Source organism: Devosia algicola (assembly GCF_028816455.1).
Classification (GTDB): Bacteria; Pseudomonadota; Alphaproteobacteria; order Rhizobiales; family Devosiaceae; genus Devosia; species Devosia algicola.
This window is the reverse complement of the sequence record NZ_CP118246.1, coordinates 3410791-3425951: the sequence shown is the minus strand read 5'-3', so window position 1 is coordinate 3425951 and position 15161 is coordinate 3410791. Positions and strand designations below refer to the sequence as shown.

The window sequence follows — 15161 nt, the reverse complement described above, 5'->3', positions numbered from 1 at the left end:
CTCAGCCTAGTGGCTAAGTGGAACGCCCCAGCTGCCCCAAACATAGATCGAGGCAAACAGGAACAGCCAGACCACGTCAACAAAGTGCCAATACCAGGCAGCAAATTCGAAGCCGAGATGTTTTTCTGGCGTGAACTGGCCGTTAAGGGCGCGAATGAGGCAGATGGCCAAGAATATGGTGCCGATGATCACGTGGAATCCATGAAAACCCGTGGCCATGAAGAATGTCGCGCCATACATGTCGCCCGCAAACGCAAATCCGGCTTCGGAATATTCGACGAACTGAACAAAGCTGAACAGCATGCCGAGCCCAATGGTCAGGGCCAGACCCCATTTGAGACCGCGGCGATCGCCTTCAAGTAGCGCATGGTGCGCCCAGGTGACGGTGGTGCCCGATGTCAACAGGATCAACGTGTTGAACAATGGCAGATGGAATGGATCGAACAGTTCGACGCCCATCGGCGGCCATGTGCCCGAGGTGGCGGCAACTCGGGCATATTGCTCGACGTCATCCAGTCGGAAGAAGCCGTCAAAATAAGCCCAGAACCAAGCGACGAAGAACATGACCTCGGAGGTAATGAACAGAATCATACCGTAACGATGGTGCATCTGCACGACCGGGGTGTGATCAAGACCGTTATTGGATTCCTTGATGACGTCCGACCACCACGCATACATGGTATAGAGAACGCCAACCAGACCGATGAAAAATATCCACGGCGTCCAATGATGCATCCACGCAACGCCGCCGATTGCCAGGACAAGTACCGAAACGGAACCGACAAACGGCCAGGGGCTGGGTTGTACAAGATGATAGTCGTGATTCTTGGCTATCGCGGCCATGGTCAGCTTCCCTCGTTATCTGAAGCGTAGAAAGTATAAGACAGGGTAATGTCCTTGATCGTGTCCATATCCTGATTCTGGTCAAGATCGGGATCAACAAAAAACACGACCGGCATTTGTACGGTTTCGCCCGGCTGCAGCGTCTGCTCGGTAAAGCAGAAGCACTGGATCTTGTTGAAATACGATCCGGCAATTTCGGGTGAGACATTATAGATAGCGTGACCCGTAACAACCTTGTCGCTCAGATTGGTGGCAACAAAATCGATGGTGTCGACTGCTCCGACCTTGTCGGTAATCGGGCGCGCCGGCACCACTTTCCATGGCAATCCGCTGTCGACGTTGGAATCAAAACGCACTGTCATTTCACGGGAAATAGTGCCTTTAGGATTGTCCGTCGCTTCGCGCGTGGTGCCACCATAGCCGGTTGCTGAACAAAATAGCTGATAAAGTGGCACCGCTGCGTATGCGACGCCAATCATCACCGCGACCGTGCCCGTCAGCACATAAGCGATCCACCGGTTCCGGTCACGAGAAATCAAACCACCCAGTGCCATGTCTAGATAGTCCGGTTTAATACAGCGGGGCCCATCTTGACGATGGTCAACGCATAAAAAATAACCACAAGCACTGCTAGAACGATTGCCAAGGCTATCGAACGCCGACGTCTTGTCCGTGCGCGGGCGGCGGCAACTTCGGGACTTTGCGCTGGAACCGAACGTAGTTCGTCAGGTGCACTCATGGCATCAACCCTCCAAGACGCATCAACAAATTGTCGCCAAGCAATCCCAAAAATACGACGAACAGGTAGGCTCAACGAGAAAGTGAACAAGCCGCGCGCCGCCTTGCGCATCGGCAAGCCTTCCTCGCTACGGTAGAGCTTCCAGGCGAAATACAGGAACAGGGCGCCGGTTACGACCGCGACGCCGGTATAAAGCCAGCCGGAAAACCCTAGAATTGATGGCAGGAGCGATGCGACCGCGAGCAGGATGGAATAGACCAATATCTGGCGCTTGGTGGATTTTTCTCCGGCAACATTGGGCATCATCGGAATGCCAGCAGCACCGTAGTCGCCTTGCTTGTAGAGCGCCAGCGCCCAGAAATGAGGTGGCGTCCAGAGGAAGGTAATCAGAAATAGTGACAAGCTTTCGATCGGCACCGTGCCGGTAACTGCGGCCCAACCAACAATCGGCGGAAAAGCACCAGCAGCACCGCCGATAACGATATTCTGTGGTGTCGAACGCTTCAACCATACCGTATAGACGACGGCATAAAAGAAGATAGTGAAGGCCAGCAACCCAGCCGCGACCCAATTGGCGGCCAAGCCCAAAAGACCAACAGAAAACGCGGACAGCACGATACCAAAGACCAGCACTTCGCCGCGGCTGATTCGTCCAGCGGGGATCGGGCGGTTGCGCGTGCGGCTCATGATAGCGTCGATGTCGCTATCATACCACATATTGAGGGCACCCGACGCCCCGGCTCCGATGGCGATACACAGGATCGAAATCATCGCAATGACGGGGTGAATGGCGCCCGGCGCTAGTACCAGACCAACAAGAGCGGTGAATACAACGAGCGACATGACGCGGGGCTTGAGCAGAGCGACATAGTCCTCAACACGAGCCTCGGCGCGCGTGTCGATCAGGTCATCACTGTTGTCGATATAGGCCACCCGGGTCTCTTTCATATTTGCAGGAGGCCGCGCGGACGCGGCTTCCCTGTTTTGTACTGGCGCTAATGGGCCTTGGTATCGTCGAATTCAGGCAAGGTCGAGAACTGGTGGAACGGTGGCGGTGAGTCTCAAGGTCCATTCCAGCGTTGTTGCCCCTTCGCCCCATGGATTGTCACCGGCGCGACGATTGCGGATCTTTGCTTCAATCAGGACTGCGAAGAACACCAGCATTGAGATGAAGGTGATGTAGTAGCCGACCGAGGAGACCCGGTTCCAGAAGGCGAACGCGTCGGGATAGTCGATATAGCGGCGCGGCATGCCGGCAAGGCCGAGGAAATGCTGGGGGAAGAACACAAGGTTCACACCAACAAACATGATCCAGAAATGCGCGTTTGCCAGTTTTTCATTGTACATGACGCCGAACATTTTTGGCGACCAATAGTACCAGCCGGCAAAGATCGAGAATACGGCACCGAGCGAGAGCACATAATGGAAGTGCGCCACGACATAGTAGGTATCATGGAACGAACGGTCGACGCCGGCATTGGCCAGCACCACGCCGGTGACGCCGCCAATAGTGAACAGGAAGATGAACCCGATCGCCCAGAGGATCGGGGTGCGGAAGGTAATTGAACCGCCCCACATTGTGGCGATCCACGAGAATATCTTAACCCCGGTCGGCACCGCAATGACCATCGTCGCAGCAACGAAATAGCGCTGCACGTCGAGGCTGAGGCCAGTGGTATACATATGGTGTGCCCAGACCAGGAACCCAACGACGCCAATAGCGACCATGGCGTAGGCCATGGCGAGATAGCCAAAGATCGGCTTTCTCGAAAAGGTCGATATGATGTGGCTGACAATGCCAAATCCGGGCAGGATCATGATGTACACTTCAGGATGACCAAAGAACCAGAACAGATGCTGGAACAGCACCGGATCGCCGCCTTCGGCCGGCTTGAAGAAGGAGGTGCCGAAATTCCGGTCGGTCAGCAACATGGTGATGGCACCTGCCAGAACCGGCAATGATAGCAGCAACAAGAATGCTGTCACCAAAACGGCCCAGGCAAACAACGGCATTTTGTGCAGTGTCATGCCCGGTGCACGCATGTTGAAAATTGTGGTGATCAAGTTGATCGATCCCAGAATCGAGCCTGACACCGGCAACGTGTATCGACAAGATCACGAAGTCGACTGCCGGGCCCGGTTGGCCGGTGGTGGAATAGGGTGGATACATGGTCCACCCACCCCCGACGCCCATGTGGCCAGCGGGGCCCTCCACAAACATGGAAATGACCAGCAGGATAAAGGCTGGCGGCAACAGCCAGAAGGCGATGTTGTTGATGCGCGGGAATGCCGTATCAGGGGCACCGATCATCAGGGGCGCGAAATAGTTGGCAAAGCCGCCCATGGTGGCGGGCATGACGACGAAAAAGATCATGATCAGGGCATGGGCGGTGGTGAACACATTATACATGTGCTTGCCCGCGTCGATTGCCGCGTCACCGTTGACGCCGTAGGCCATGGCGGCAAGGCCATGAAATATCTGAATACCGGGCTCCTGAAGGCTCCATGCGCATCGCACCGGAGAGCAAGCCGCCCACGACCCCGGTAAAAATCGCGAACACGAGATACATCACGCCGATGTCTTTGTGATTGGTCGAATAGACGTAACGGCGCCATCCAGTCGGATGGCCATGATCATGGCTGGCATTATCATGCCCGGTGGCATGAGCTTCCAGATTTGTTGCCTCGTTCGCCATTGCTGCTATCCCCTATTCTTCGTTACTGAACCGCGGCAAGCGTAGCGGTGGCGCTGTCATAGTCGCCCGCCTTGTACGCCGCCATCCAGGTCTTGTATTCGTCCTTGGTCACCACCCGCACCGCAATCGGCATGAAGGCATGATCCTTGCCGCACAGGCCCGGAACATTGGCCATAAAAAATGCCGGTTTCGCGGGCATTGAACCAGGTCTCGTTCAGGCGCCCCGGCACGGCATCGATCTTGATTCCGAACGAGGGCACGGCGAATGCGTGGATCACGCCGCTGGGGTCAGACGTGATCTGCATCCGTACGGTGGTATCAACGGGCACGACGAGTTCATTGTCGACCGCCAGCAGACGCGGCTGGCCGGGTTTTTTCTCTTCACGCTCGGCGTCGCCCATGATGTTGCTGTCAAACGAGATGTCATCATCGACATAGTCATAGTTCCAGTACCATTGCTGGCCAGTGGCCTTGATGGTCAAGGCCGCGGCAGGCACTTCAACCTGACCGAACAGAATGTCGCCGCCCAGATATTTGCGGACCCCGTCAGGAATGGTCAACTGATCGGTCAAGACACCAAAGGAGGGAACAGCAATAATGAACAGTACCAGTACCGGCAGGACGGTCCAGGCGATCTCAAGGGCCGTATTGTGGGTGGTTTTGGAGGGTACGGGGTTCGCCTTGGAATTGAACCGCACCATGACGATGATCAGCAATGCCAGCACCAGCAGGACGATCAGCGAGACAGTCCACATCAATACGCCGTCGTGGAAACTGGTGATTGCGTCCATTATCGGGGTCACTGACCGCTGGAAATGCCATTGGCCGTCCACGGGATGGCCCGCAACCCATTCATCGGCCAGCGCCATTGCCGGCGACAAGGCCAGCGCGGTGGCCGTAACAGCTCCCAAACGCTTCAAAAACTGTCCGGTCACCCTATAACCCCCTAGTAAACTGCAATCACCAAGATGCCGCCGGATTTTCGGAACGACGCAACATAGCGTGCGCCGCCCCGACTCAAATTCGGAGCACAAAACTCTGATTTGACCTAAATCACATCCGGCAAACCGAGTCCATTCCGACAAGCACCTCAGGCTCATGCGTCAAATTGCATCGCCATGGCCAAAGTGCTGCCCCACGCTGGCCACAGTTTGCATAGCATAAATTGCCTTGTTCCGGGGCAAAAGTTGACACTGGGCGACGCCTGTCGGAAATAGTTCGCAGAGCGAGCGAACAAACGATTCGTCGGGAGTGGTGGGCAAGTGAAGCAGTTTTTGTTGCGTGCTGGGTTGGTGGCGGGGCTGTTTACAGCCATTGCCGGGGCACCAATGGCACAAGGATTGGTCAAGGCCCAGTATGGCGATTGGCAAATGAGCTGCGATACGCCACCCGGCGCCAGCTTTGAGCAATGCGCCATCATCCAGAATGTTACAGCCGAGGATCAGCCCAATGTCGGGCTTTCGGTGATTGTGCTGAAAACCGCAGATAAAAAGGCCCGATTACTGAGGGTGCTGGCGCCACTTGGCGTTTTGCTGCCCAATGGATTGGGCCTTAATATTGATGGCAAGGACATGGGACGAGTGGCGTTTGTGCGCTGCCTGCCCAATGGCTGTGTCGCCGAAGTTTTGCTCGACGATGCCATGATCGACACACTTTCCAAGGGCACCAATGCGATTTTCGTGGTGTTCAAGACCCCCGAGGAAGGCATTGGCATTCCCGTGTCGCTCAAGGGGTTCAGCGACGGATTCAAGGAACTGCCATAAAGAGACCGACCGATGACGGACAATAACCGCACTACCGAGCGGCACCGCACCCTCAAAGGGGGCAAGATCGTTTTCAATGACAACAAATCGACACTCGATTGCACTATTCGCAACATGTCTGACACGGGCTGCCTGCTCAAGGTCGCGAGCGTGATCGGTGTGCCGGATCGATTCCGGTTGATGATGGGGGATGGTCAGCGTCTTGAGTGCAAGATCATCTGGAAGCGCGAAAACGAGATCGGCGTCGAGTATATCTGAAAAAAGGACCGGCGCTGGTTCAATTTGAACGCGGACCGGTCCAGTCATCAGGAAACTGGTCGGCATGATACCGACCGGGATGGCACAAGGCTCGCTATCAACGACATTCATGCCAACTGGGCCCCTGCGCGGCGGCGCAGGGAATTAGTGAGGCTAGCGCGCGGCGCGCTCCGACCGTTTGAACGCCAGAAAATGACCTGAAACGCTGCGACGCGCGAGTGCCTCATGAATGTCCTGGCGGCAAATGCCAAGGTCATCGAGTCGCGATTCATCATATTCGAGCAACGTTCTCAGTGCTTTGACACGCCTGTTGTTGGCGCGGATATTGGCAAAATAGCGGCGAACAGCTGCGGCAAAACCGGACGAGTGTGCGACCGCAACGGACCGCTCGCCCGAGAGCGAGATAGTCATGATAGTCTCCAATTTGGTTGGTGCCGGAGGGAGGCCGGCGGGTGGCGACACCGATGCTGGTTGCCGCTGAAATCAAAACTATCCTCTGGACATCCATTAGTCGAACAAATAGATTTTATCTTTAGCATCAATTTTTGTGATGAGGACTGACATGGCGGCACCGCTGGATCTTGATCAATTGCAAAGCTTTTGCGCGATCGCCGATTGCGGCAGTTTCACCGAGGCGGCACGCCGGGTGAACAAGACCCAGTCGGCTGTGTCGATGCAGATCAAGCGGCTCGAAGAGCGGATCGGCCAGCCGCTACTGTCGCGCGACGGGCGCAGCGTCAGCCTGACCCAGCAAGGCGACGTGCTTTATGCCAAGGCGCGCCGCATGCTGCGAATCAATGCCGAAATTGCCGACCATTTTTCCGACCGCGACCTGGCCGGCAGCATCCGGTTCGGCGTGCCGGACGATTATGCCGTGCGCCTGCTGCCGGTGATCCTGTCGAGCTTTCAGCGCACCCATCCACGCATTGCGGTGGATGTGTCCTGCGTTGCCTCGGAACATTTGCTGGCAGGCATGCGGTCGGGACGGCACGATCTGATCGTATTCACGCAAGGCACCGAGCAGAATTTTGGCGAATTGTTCCGTACCGAGCGCATGTTCTGGGTGGCCTCGCATGGTGGGCAGGCAATGGCCACCGATCCCTTGCCACTGGCAGGCGGCCCGAGCCTGCTGCATCTGGCGCCATGATGCGATCGAAGCGCTCAATCGCGTCGGCAAGGATTATCGGATCGCCTATACCTCATCCAACGCCACGGCCATTTCGAGCGCGGTGCTGTCTGATCTTGCAGTGGGCTTTTTGCCTGAAAGCGCCATTCAACCGGGCATGAAGGTGATTGCCGACGATTTCGGCCTACCGCGTCTGGCCGATGCGCAAATCGCGCTGATGCGCGGCAGCCACGCCTATGGCGGTATTTATGACGCACTGGCCAATCACATTGTGCAGTCCATGGGGAATCTGGATAGTGCCAGTCCAAGTGTGGAGGCGGCGGAGTAAAATTTTCCGGTCAAACCGGCGGGTCGTCCAGACGCTGAATGATTGCCTTGAAGTTTGATTTAACCGACCGCTGGAACGCCCTCGCCTCGACAAGCCGGGCCTGCGGCGGCACGGGTTCTGGCTGGACATGCTGATCCAGCAATTTGCTCGTTTCGTGATTGACGTGCGCCTGCATCTCAAGAAAATCGATGATAGCAGCCATTTCCTCGGGCTTGTATCGTCCCTTAAACATGGGCTCAAAGCGCTGATAGTGGCTAAAAATCCGATCTGCCAGATCCTTGGCGAATTTGGTCGGCGCTACCCACACTTTTCGTCGGTCGTGGGGATCGCGCGCGCGTGCCACATAGCCGGCGCTTTCCAACCGATCGATCACGACGGTTACGGCACCCGTGGTCAGGCCGCTATATTCGGCTAGCTGGCCCGCGGTAACCCGTGTGTTCGCGTCGATAATGTCGAGACAACGCGCGTCGGTGCGATTGATGCCCAGAAAACGGGAAAAGCAGTCATCAAACCTGTCCACAGCGATCTGGCTGGCCCGGGCGGCGGCGCCCAATCGCCCGGGATAGCTGGAGGCGACGGAGTCCGTCTGATTTTCTCTTGACGATTGATTATCTTTATTCATAAGATACTTTTAACTTAATATTCTTATCAGGTCGAACACAATGTTATCACAATCGCGCGAAGCGCCAGCAATTATTGAAGCCAAAGGGCTAACGCGGACCTTTGGCGGCCGTCGTTCGCGCGTCGAGGCGGTGCGAGGCGTCGATCTGAAGGTTCACGCCGGCGAGATCGTCGGATTTTTGGGCCCAAATGGCGCAGGCAAGACCACGACATTGAAAATGTTGTGCACCTTGCTCGAACCAACTGGTGGGAGCGCCAGGGTTTGCGGTTGCGAGTTACGTCGCGACCCTGTCGGGGTTCGTCGGGCCATTGGTTATGTAAGCCAGGCCGGATCGACGGCCAACGAAGCACGCGCCGGCGAAGAGATTATCAGCCATGCCCGGCTTTACGGCATTGATCGGGTAACCGCCACGGCCCGGGCGCGCAAACTGTTGCAGGATCTCGATCTGCCCGATGTATGGGAGCGCACCTGTGGGTCATTGTCGGGTGGTCAGCGGCGGCGTCTCGATATTGTCATGGGCCTGATCCATCAGCCCAAGGCTCGTGTTTCTGGACGAGCCCTCCACCGGATTGGACCCTCAAAGCCGTGCCAATTTGTGGACTCATATCCGAAAATTGCGCGACGAGATGGGTACGACAATATTTCTTACCACCCACTACATGGATGAGGCGGATTCACTGTCGGACCGGATCCTTGTCCTCGATCAGGGCGAGATCGTCGCCGAAGGCACGCCGAGCGAACTCAAGCAAAAGGTTTCGGGCGATACCGTGACGCTGACATTGCGCAGCCATGAGGATGCGATCGAGGCAGCTGGTGTCGTGGGATTGATGGCAGATGCAGACGAGCCGGTAACAGAGGGGCATGTGGTTCGGTTTCACGTGCCCAATGGCGGCGTCGCACTGCCGATGATCCTGTCGGAATGCAACAAGGCTGACATCACGGCAATGGGCGTCGAGGTAAACCGACCAAGTCTGGAAGATGTGTTTTTGACGCTGACCGGCCGGTCGCTACGGGACTAGGAGAAGAGTAAAGTGCGTTTTTTTGCTGATAGCTGGATTATTTTTAGCCGCGCCATGCGCCTGTCGCTCCGCCAGCCCATGTGGGTTGTCATCGGATTGTTGCAGCCCATCCTTTATCTGACGCTGTTCGGTCCCCTGCTGGTACCGCTCGCCAGTGCGCCCGGCTTTCCGCCGGGTGACGCATGGACCATTTTCGTGCCGGGACTTCTGGTTCAACTGGGCATTTTTGGCGGGGCATTTGTCGGTTTTGGCATCATCGCCGAATGGCGCTCAGGGGTAATCGAGCGCGAACTGGCGAGTCCCGCCAATCGCTCGGCACTGATCACAGGAAGGGTGATGCGCGATGTTGTAGTGCTGGTGGTGCAGGCTGTCGTGCTGATCGTCTGCGCCCTGCTGTTTGGCCTGCGCGTGCCGGTATTGGCGGCGGTTGCGGGCGTATTGCTGATAGCGCTGCTGGGTGCGGCTTTTTCCTATTTCAGCTATTCGGCTGGACTGGCAATGAAAAGCGAAGATGCCTTCGCCCCGCTGGTCAATATGGTGTCGTTACCTGTGCTGCTTCTCTCGGGCATATTGCTGCCCATGTCGCTGGCGCCACGATGGTTGCAGATCCTGTCCGACATCAATCCCTTCAAACATATTGTCGACGGCGTAAGGGCGATGTTTCGCGGCGAAATCGTCAGTTCAGCCGCTGGTTTGGGCATCGTGCTGGCATTGGCGCTGATTGGGCTCGGCGTTTGGGCCGGTCGTCGGGTTGTTCAGGCACAAACAAAATAGGCTAAAGTTCGGCGGCCTCGAAAATCGGCGCCAGGTCGCCGCCCCATTTTGTGTGGTAGAGATCGAGCCAGCGTTTGGCCGGTGACTTGGCCTGCGAAATCGTTTCCTCGAGTGATGCCAGATGAACGGTCTCATCCTGCCCCTTGGCATTGAGCACACCGCGACGCACCAGGCCCGCCTCGGCGATGCCGACAGCCTGGGCAGCGATATCATAGACATTGGTTCGGTCGTAGGGGGTCATCAGGCCCTGACGCGGCACTTCGCGACGGAACATGTCGTGATCGTCGAGTGACCAGTCCTTGACCAGTTCCCACGCTGCTTCAAGCGCAATATCGTCGTAGAGCAGACCAACCCAGAAGGCAGACAGAGCGGTGACTGATTTTTCGTCGCCCATGTCAGCGCCGCGCATTTCCAGGAACTGCTTGAGGCGCACTTCGGGGAAAATTGTTGACAAATGGTCTTCCCAGTCCTTGACCGTGGGTTTTTCGCCCGGCAACTGGGGGAGTCGACCCGCCAGAAACTCGCGGAAGCTTTCGCCTGCGACATTGACATATTGCCCATCGCGAATGACGAAATACATTGGTACGTCAAGCGCATAGTCGGCATATTGCTCAAAACCAAAACCCTCATCGAAGGCGAACGGCAACATGCCGGTGCGCTGGTCGTCGGTATTGAGCCAGATGTGGGAGCGATAGCTTAGATAGCCACTTTCCTTGCCATCAACGAAGGGTGAATTGGCAAATAGCGCCGTGGCAATCGGCTGCAAGGCAACCGAGACGCGCAGTTTTTTGACCATATCGGCTTCAGAGGCGAAATCGAGATTGGTCTGGATGGTGCAGGAGCGGAACATCATTGATGTGCCGAGCGTGCCGACCTTTTCCATATAGGGCTTCATGATCCCATAGCGCGATTTAGGCATCGCCGGAATTTCGGCCACAGACCAGAATGGCGTAACCCCCAATCCCAGAAAGTGGATATCCAGCGGCGCCGCAACCTTCCTGGCCACGCGCATATGTTCGGCCATTTCCTCGGCAGTGCCGTGCAAATTCTCCTGCAGGGCGCCTGACAGTTCGAACTGACCGCCGGGTTCGAGCGATATGCCCCCCGCAATCTCGTGATTGCGCAACCCGATTATATTGTCGCCGTCATAGAACGGCACCCAACCGGTTTCCTTTTCGATGCCCTCAAGCAGTGCCTTGATACCTTGCGAGCCGGCATAGGCAACGGGACGGAGCGGATCGGTGTGGAACACATGCTTTTCGTGCTCGGTGCCAATGCGCCAGTCGGCCCGCGGCTTGGCGCCGCGCGCCATGGCATCGATCAGGTCGGCCCGCGTTTCAATGGGGGGCGAAAAAATGTCGGCGCCGGCCATGCGGTCCTCGTGTAAAAATTCGGCATAAAGGTTGGCGGGAACATAGCGAGGTGGAAGCCGAAATCAATCGCCTTTTATCGCCAATCGCCGATGATTGCCTGAATCAACGCCAATGCGGCCACGGCAGCGGTATCGGCCCGCAAGATTCTGGGACCCAGACTGATTGATATTACAAAGGGTTGTGCGCGCAGATTTGTCAATTCATCGTCGGAAAATCCGCCCTCTGGGCCGATCAATATTCCGACAGGGCGCCCTGTCATTGTGGCAAGCCTGTCAACCGGTGAGGCCGAAGCGGTAGTTTCATCAGCGAGGATCAACAGTCGGTCACCCTGCTCGACCTGCCAATTTTCCAGCAATTGGGATAGGCCAATCTCGCGCTTGACCCGTGGCACACTCAACACTTCGCATTGTTCTGCTGCTTCAATGGCGTTGGCGACCAATCGTTCATGCTTGAGTCGGGAAATCTGGGTAAACTGAGTCACAACCGGCTGAATGGTACCGGCCCCCATTTCAGTCGCCTTCTGGATCACATAATCGAGACGCTCGCTTTTCAGCGGGGCAAAACCATACCAGAGATCGGACGGCCTGGTTTGCCCCGCCACCTGTTCCAAAAGGCCCAGCACCACGGATTTTTTCGCGTCGCTGGTCAACTGGGCCAGCCATGCGCCATCGCGACCGTTGAACAACACCACCTGATCGCCGATTCGTTTGCGCAATACCGCTGCCAGATAGAGCGATTGCTCCTTATTAAGGGCCACGGCGCCATCGCGGGCCAAATCCTGATCGACATGGAGGCGCGGCAAGGAAGCATGGGTGCGGGGCATTGACTTGTCAGCCTGTGGGTTTAGCAATCCGTTCAATAGCGTGACAGGATGGCCCATGCAAACCAGTGAACCGCCACACGGCAGCGTTGCCGATGCCCCAACCGACAATTGGGTCGATAAATTCGCCCCCGATTGGCTCAAACCCTATGCGCGTCTGGCGCGATGGGACCGGCCCATAGGGTTTCAATTGCTGTTCTGGCCCTGCGCCTTCGGGCTGGGGCTGGCGGCAATTGCCGATCCATTGCGCGGCTTTGACTGGATTGCGGCGATTCTGATGCTGTGTGGCGCGGTCGCCATGCGCGGCGCAGGCTGCACCTTCAACGATATTGTTGATTGCAATATTGACGACAAGGTCGCCCGCACCCGGTTGCGACCGATTCCCTCCGGACAGGTCACGACCAGGCAAGCCATCGGCTTCATGATCGCGCAATCGATATTGGGCTTCATCATTCTTCTCCAGTTCAACGGCTTCACCATTTTCCTGGGTTTTGCCTCGCTGGTTCTTGTCGCGATCTACCCGTTCATGAAGCGGGTGACCTGGTGGCCGCAGCTGTTTTTGGGTCTGGCTTTTTCGTGGGGCGCACTGATGGCGTGGAGTTCGCAAACCGGGGGACTGAATGTTTCGGTGTTGCTCCTCTATTTTGGCTGCATCTTGTGGACCATTGGCTACGACACGATCTACGCCTTGCAGGACATTGAGGACGATGCCCTGATTGGCGTGAAATCCACGGCCCGCCTTTTCGGTCCCAAAGCCCGCGAGATCGTTGGCGGCTTTTATGTCGGTACGTGGCTATTGTGGCTGGCGGCGGCGATGCTGAGTGGCGCAGGCGTGCTCTTTTTCCTCGCCAGCCTGGTGGTAGCCGCAACGCTGGGGTGGCAGGTTTATAGCCTTGACGCCAAAAATCCTGACAACACGCTGAGCCGATTCCAGTTCAATCATATGGTCGGCATTGCGCTGACCCTTGCATTGCTGCTCGATTGGGCCTGGTAAACGCAAAAAAGACCGGTCGCACCACCGACCGGTCAATTCTACTTTGGAGGCATTATTCTTCCACTGGTAGCGGATGCAGCCGATACGAGTGGTTTGTTAGAGTATTAACGGGCGTTAACAGATTTAGTTGCACCTTGCCTCAAGCTAGTTGGCCTGGGCCGGTCCGGGCTTGCGCCGGTTGAGAAAACGTGGACGGCGGCCCGATTCGGCAGCCAGTTTGCGGCGTCCGGTTTCCTGCCCCAGCATGACCCCGTCAACCTGCTGGCTATAGGGCATATAATTGCCATCACCGGCCTTGATGAACAGCGGCAGGCGCAATTTGCGACCCCAATTCTGCCATTCGGCGACCACCGAATGATTGCCCTGCTCTTCGAACACGCGATAGTTGAGTTCATTGTCGCCATGGATCAGTTCGATCGAGGACGACAACACGCCCTCATCCGAAATGCTGGTGGCGACGGCCACGCCGATATATTCATCGACCGGGACCTTAATCTTGATCGCAACGCCGCTCTTTTCGAGTTGTTTGCGAACGGTAACGGTCTTGACGGGCTCTTTTGGCCCGTTGTCGTTGGCCGCTACAAATCGCTTGGATGCCAATGCTGGCGTTGCAAAGGGCAGAAGCACCGCCGACCCGTCAATTTTCACACCGTGGCTCATGTTGATCTGCCTTCCTGTTAACCCCGAGAGCCTTTTTGTTTGCTGCTCTCTTTTGTGACCCCAATCTAACCCACTCCCTTGCCAGCCAGCTTAAGAAGTTCGGTTAAGTTTAGGTTGTTTTGCAGCAGGGTTTACGGGTTCTAACCAGCTATAGGGGACAGTTAACCCATTGAGATCGCTTGGCGTTAACCACGCGGTTCGGCGCGGGCAAGATGCCAAAATTGTCACTGGACCAAGTGCTTGAAACCCTTGTCCAATCGGTGCTTCAGGCCTACAAGCCCGCAACTGAGTTTTGCGGATTCCCATGGCGCCCACTACGCCGACCAGCTTCGAAACCGACCTTGAGTTGCTGCGCTCTTCTGCTGTGGCGGCTGGTATCATCGCATCGGGCTATTTCCGCCGCACCCTCAAGACATGGACAAAAGAAAACGCGTCCCCGGTCAGCGAAGCCGATATCGTGGTCGACAAGTTCCTTCATGCCTCGCTTTTGACGGCCCGGCCCGACTATGGATGGTTAAGCGAAGAAACTGCAGACAATGCGGAGCGCCTGGGCAAGAAGCGGGTTTTCGTTGTTGATCCGATCGATGGCACCCGCGGCTTCATCAAGGGCGAGGACAGTTGGACCGTCTCGCTGGCTGTCGTTGAAGATGGTCGCCCCGTTGCGGGCGTGGTCTATGCCCCTATTCGCGACGAAATGTATGACGCCTTTCTGGGCGGCGGCGCGCGGCTCAATGGCCGTCCGATCCAGCGCCGCCGCCAACCGGGCACCAGCCCGCTCATTCCGGCGCCTGGGGCGGTGCATCACGAAATGCAGGCTGCGGGGCTCGATTATGCCCGGGGCCCGGCCTACCCCTCATTGGCCTATCGGCTGGTGCAGGTTGCCTCGGGCAGGCTCGATGGCGCCGTGGCCCGGCGCGGGGCGCAGGACTGGGACATTGCTGCCGCCGCGCTGATTTTGATCGAAGCGGGGCAGGACTTCGCCGATGTTTGCGCGGGATATCCCCAATTCAACAAACGAGATGTGCGTCACGGCGCGCTTGCGGCTCTGGCCGACCCCAGCTTAAAACCAGTGGTGCATGCGGCACTGATCAAGGTTTATGGGTGCCCGGCCGAAACCGCCATTACCAACGCATCCCAATCATGAGG

17 protein-coding genes and 3 pseudogenes are annotated in these 15161 nt (G+C 56.9%); 9 read left to right on the top strand and 11 right to left on the bottom strand.

Annotated elements, in window-relative coordinates:
* Nucleotides 1-6: 6 nt before the first annotated feature.
* From PSQ19_RS18270 to coxB, 6 genes and pseudogenes are all read right to left on the bottom strand, one after another.
* Nucleotides 7-843, bottom strand: a complete 837-nt coding sequence (locus PSQ19_RS18270) for a cytochrome c oxidase subunit 3 (protein WP_282218912.1) — start codon at nucleotides 841-843, stop codon at nucleotides 7-9.
* 2 nt (nucleotides 844-845) lie between these two features.
* Nucleotides 846-1397, bottom strand: a complete 552-nt coding sequence (locus tag PSQ19_RS18265) for a cytochrome c oxidase assembly protein (protein WP_282218911.1) — start codon at nucleotides 1395-1397, stop codon at nucleotides 846-848.
* 2 nt (nucleotides 1398-1399) lie between these two features.
* Nucleotides 1400-1582 carry a hypothetical protein gene (locus PSQ19_RS18260; RefSeq protein WP_282218910.1) on the bottom strand — a complete coding sequence of 61 codons (183 nt, stop codon included), beginning with the start codon at nucleotides 1580-1582 and terminating at the stop codon, nucleotides 1400-1402.
* Nucleotides 1579-2530, bottom strand: a pseudogene (locus PSQ19_RS18255) (heme o synthase). The gene PSQ19_RS18260 and the pseudogene PSQ19_RS18255 overlap by 4 nt, the downstream one beginning before the upstream one ends.
* 47 nt (nucleotides 2531-2577) lie before the next feature.
* Nucleotides 2578-4278: pseudogene (gene ctaD, locus PSQ19_RS18250) on the bottom strand (cytochrome c oxidase subunit I).
* Nucleotides 4279-4300: 22 nt separating this feature from the next.
* Nucleotides 4301-5147 (bottom strand): annotated as a pseudogene (gene coxB, locus PSQ19_RS18245) (cytochrome c oxidase subunit II).
* A 393-nt stretch (nucleotides 5148-5540) separates the two neighbouring features.
* Between coxB and PSQ19_RS18240 the strand changes: the two are divergent.
* Both PSQ19_RS18240 and PSQ19_RS18235 read left to right on the top strand, forming a co-directional pair.
* Entirely contained in the window at nucleotides 5541-6041 is a 501-nt protein-coding gene (locus PSQ19_RS18240) for an invasion associated locus B family protein (protein ID WP_407649038.1), read from the top strand.
* Between the two features lie 12 nt (nucleotides 6042-6053).
* Nucleotides 6054-6299 carry a PilZ domain-containing protein gene (locus PSQ19_RS18235; RefSeq protein ID WP_282218909.1) on the top strand — a complete coding sequence of 82 codons (246 nt, stop codon included), beginning with the start codon at nucleotides 6054-6056 and terminating at the stop codon, nucleotides 6297-6299.
* A gap of 153 nt (nucleotides 6300-6452) precedes the next feature.
* Here the strand turns inward: PSQ19_RS18235 and PSQ19_RS18230 are convergent, their stop codons facing one another.
* Nucleotides 6453-6710, bottom strand: coding sequence for a hypothetical protein (locus PSQ19_RS18230; RefSeq protein WP_282218908.1), 258 nt, complete (start codon nucleotides 6708-6710; stop codon nucleotides 6453-6455).
* Nucleotides 6711-6861: 151 nt separating this feature from the next.
* Here PSQ19_RS18230 and PSQ19_RS18225 point away from each other — a divergent pair, with 151 nt between their 5' ends.
* Together PSQ19_RS18225 and PSQ19_RS18220 are read left to right on the top strand one after the other, a co-directional pair.
* Nucleotides 6862-7446 (top strand): LysR family transcriptional regulator, encoded by a 585-nt coding sequence (locus PSQ19_RS18225; RefSeq protein WP_282218907.1) that lies wholly within the window; start codon nucleotides 6862-6864, stop codon nucleotides 7444-7446.
* On the top strand, nucleotides 7373-7753 hold the full coding sequence (locus PSQ19_RS18220; RefSeq protein ID WP_282218906.1) for a type 2 periplasmic-binding domain-containing protein: 381 nt from the start codon (nucleotides 7373-7375) through the stop codon (nucleotides 7751-7753). The genes PSQ19_RS18225 and PSQ19_RS18220 overlap by 74 nt, the downstream gene beginning before the upstream one ends.
* Before the next feature lie 10 nt (nucleotides 7754-7763).
* On the opposite strand, the gene PSQ19_RS18215 is transcribed toward PSQ19_RS18220, so the two are convergent.
* Nucleotides 7764-8375: a MarR family winged helix-turn-helix transcriptional regulator gene (locus PSQ19_RS18215; RefSeq protein ID WP_282218905.1), complete on the bottom strand. Its 612-nt coding sequence runs from the start codon at nucleotides 8373-8375 to the stop codon at nucleotides 7764-7766.
* A 40-nt stretch (nucleotides 8376-8415) separates the two neighbouring features.
* On the opposite strand from PSQ19_RS18215, the gene PSQ19_RS18210 reads away from it, so the two are divergent.
* The 3 genes from PSQ19_RS18210 to PSQ19_RS18200 are packed head-to-tail and all read left to right on the top strand — an operon-like array spanning nucleotide 8416 to nucleotide 10168.
* Nucleotides 8416-9042, top strand: a complete 627-nt coding sequence (locus tag PSQ19_RS18210; protein ID WP_282218904.1) for an ABC transporter ATP-binding protein — start codon at nucleotides 8416-8418, stop codon at nucleotides 9040-9042.
* Nucleotides 9002-9394 (top strand): ATP-binding protein DrrA1-3 family domain-containing protein, encoded by a 393-nt coding sequence (locus tag PSQ19_RS18205; protein WP_282218903.1) that lies wholly within the window; start codon nucleotides 9002-9004, stop codon nucleotides 9392-9394. Before PSQ19_RS18210 ends, PSQ19_RS18205 begins: the two co-directional genes overlap by 41 nt.
* Before the next feature lie 12 nt (nucleotides 9395-9406).
* Complete coding sequence (locus tag PSQ19_RS18200) at nucleotides 9407-10168, top strand: ABC transporter permease (RefSeq protein ID WP_282218902.1); 762 nt, start codon at nucleotides 9407-9409, stop codon at nucleotides 10166-10168.
* A gap of 1 nt (nucleotide 10169) precedes the next feature.
* Here the strand turns inward: PSQ19_RS18200 and PSQ19_RS18195 are convergent, their stop codons facing one another.
* Entirely contained in the window at nucleotides 10170-11540 is a 1371-nt protein-coding gene (locus PSQ19_RS18195; protein WP_282218901.1) for a glutamate--cysteine ligase, read from the bottom strand.
* Nucleotides 11541-11614: 74 nt separating this feature from the next.
* Nucleotides 11615-12364 (bottom strand): 16S rRNA (uracil(1498)-N(3))-methyltransferase, encoded by a 750-nt coding sequence (locus PSQ19_RS18190; protein WP_282218900.1) that lies wholly within the window; start codon nucleotides 12362-12364, stop codon nucleotides 11615-11617.
* A gap of 55 nt (nucleotides 12365-12419) precedes the next feature.
* On the opposite strand from PSQ19_RS18190, the gene ubiA reads away from it, so the two are divergent.
* Nucleotides 12420-13355, top strand: a complete 936-nt coding sequence (gene ubiA, locus PSQ19_RS18185) for a 4-hydroxybenzoate octaprenyltransferase (protein WP_282218899.1) — start codon at nucleotides 12420-12422, stop codon at nucleotides 13353-13355.
* A gap of 144 nt (nucleotides 13356-13499) precedes the next feature.
* Here the strand turns inward: ubiA and PSQ19_RS18180 are convergent, their stop codons facing one another.
* A complete protein-coding gene (locus PSQ19_RS18180) occupies nucleotides 13500-14015 on the bottom strand; it encodes a DUF6101 family protein (protein ID WP_282218898.1) in 516 nt (171 codons plus the stop codon).
* Between the two features lie 304 nt (nucleotides 14016-14319).
* Here PSQ19_RS18180 and PSQ19_RS18175 point away from each other — a divergent pair, with 304 nt between their 5' ends.
* The gene (locus tag PSQ19_RS18175) at nucleotides 14320-15159 is read left to right on the top strand and encodes a 3'(2'),5'-bisphosphate nucleotidase CysQ (protein WP_282218897.1); all 840 of its coding nucleotides are present in this window, start codon (nucleotides 14320-14322) and stop codon (nucleotides 15157-15159) included.
* Nucleotides 15160-15161 lie beyond the last annotated feature (2 nt).

Bases quoted from the DNA above. Each gene is read 5' to 3' on its own strand.
- ubiA (WP_282218899.1), top strand. From the start codon at position 12,420: ATGCAAACCAGTGAACCGCCACACGGCAGCGTTGCCGATGCCCCAACC.
- PSQ19_RS18270 (WP_282218912.1), bottom strand. From the start codon at position 843: ATGGCCGCGATAGCCAAGAATCACGACTATCATCTTGTACAACCCAGC.
- PSQ19_RS18230 (WP_282218908.1), bottom strand. From the start codon at position 6,710: ATGACTATCTCGCTCTCGGGCGAGCGGTCCGTTGCGGTCGCACACTCG.
- PSQ19_RS18265 (WP_282218911.1), bottom strand. From the start codon at position 1,397: ATGGCACTGGGTGGTTTGATTTCTCGTGACCGGAACCGGTGGATCGCT.
- PSQ19_RS18210 (WP_282218904.1), top strand. From the start codon at position 8,416: ATGTTATCACAATCGCGCGAAGCGCCAGCAATTATTGAAGCCAAAGGG.
- PSQ19_RS18195 (WP_282218901.1), bottom strand. From the start codon at position 11,540: ATGGCCGGCGCCGACATTTTTTCGCCCCCCATTGAAACGCGGGCCGAC.
- PSQ19_RS18190 (WP_282218900.1), bottom strand. From the start codon at position 12,364: ATGCCCCGCACCCATGCTTCCTTGCCGCGCCTCCATGTCGATCAGGAT.
- PSQ19_RS18175 (WP_282218897.1), top strand. From the start codon at position 14,320: ATGGCGCCCACTACGCCGACCAGCTTCGAAACCGACCTTGAGTTGCTG.
- PSQ19_RS18220 (WP_282218906.1), top strand. From the start codon at position 7,373: ATGGTGGGCAGGCAATGGCCACCGATCCCTTGCCACTGGCAGGCGGCC.
- PSQ19_RS18225 (WP_282218907.1), top strand. From the start codon at position 6,862: ATGGCGGCACCGCTGGATCTTGATCAATTGCAAAGCTTTTGCGCGATC.
- PSQ19_RS18205 (WP_282218903.1), top strand. From the start codon at position 9,002: ATGGGTACGACAATATTTCTTACCACCCACTACATGGATGAGGCGGAT.
- PSQ19_RS18260 (WP_282218910.1), bottom strand. From the start codon at position 1,582: ATGAGTGCACCTGACGAACTACGTTCGGTTCCAGCGCAAAGTCCCGAA.
- PSQ19_RS18235 (WP_282218909.1), top strand. From the start codon at position 6,054: ATGACGGACAATAACCGCACTACCGAGCGGCACCGCACCCTCAAAGGG.
- PSQ19_RS18215 (WP_282218905.1), bottom strand. From the start codon at position 8,375: ATGAATAAAGATAATCAATCGTCAAGAGAAAATCAGACGGACTCCGTC.
- PSQ19_RS18180 (WP_282218898.1), bottom strand. From the start codon at position 14,015: ATGAGCCACGGTGTGAAAATTGACGGGTCGGCGGTGCTTCTGCCCTTT.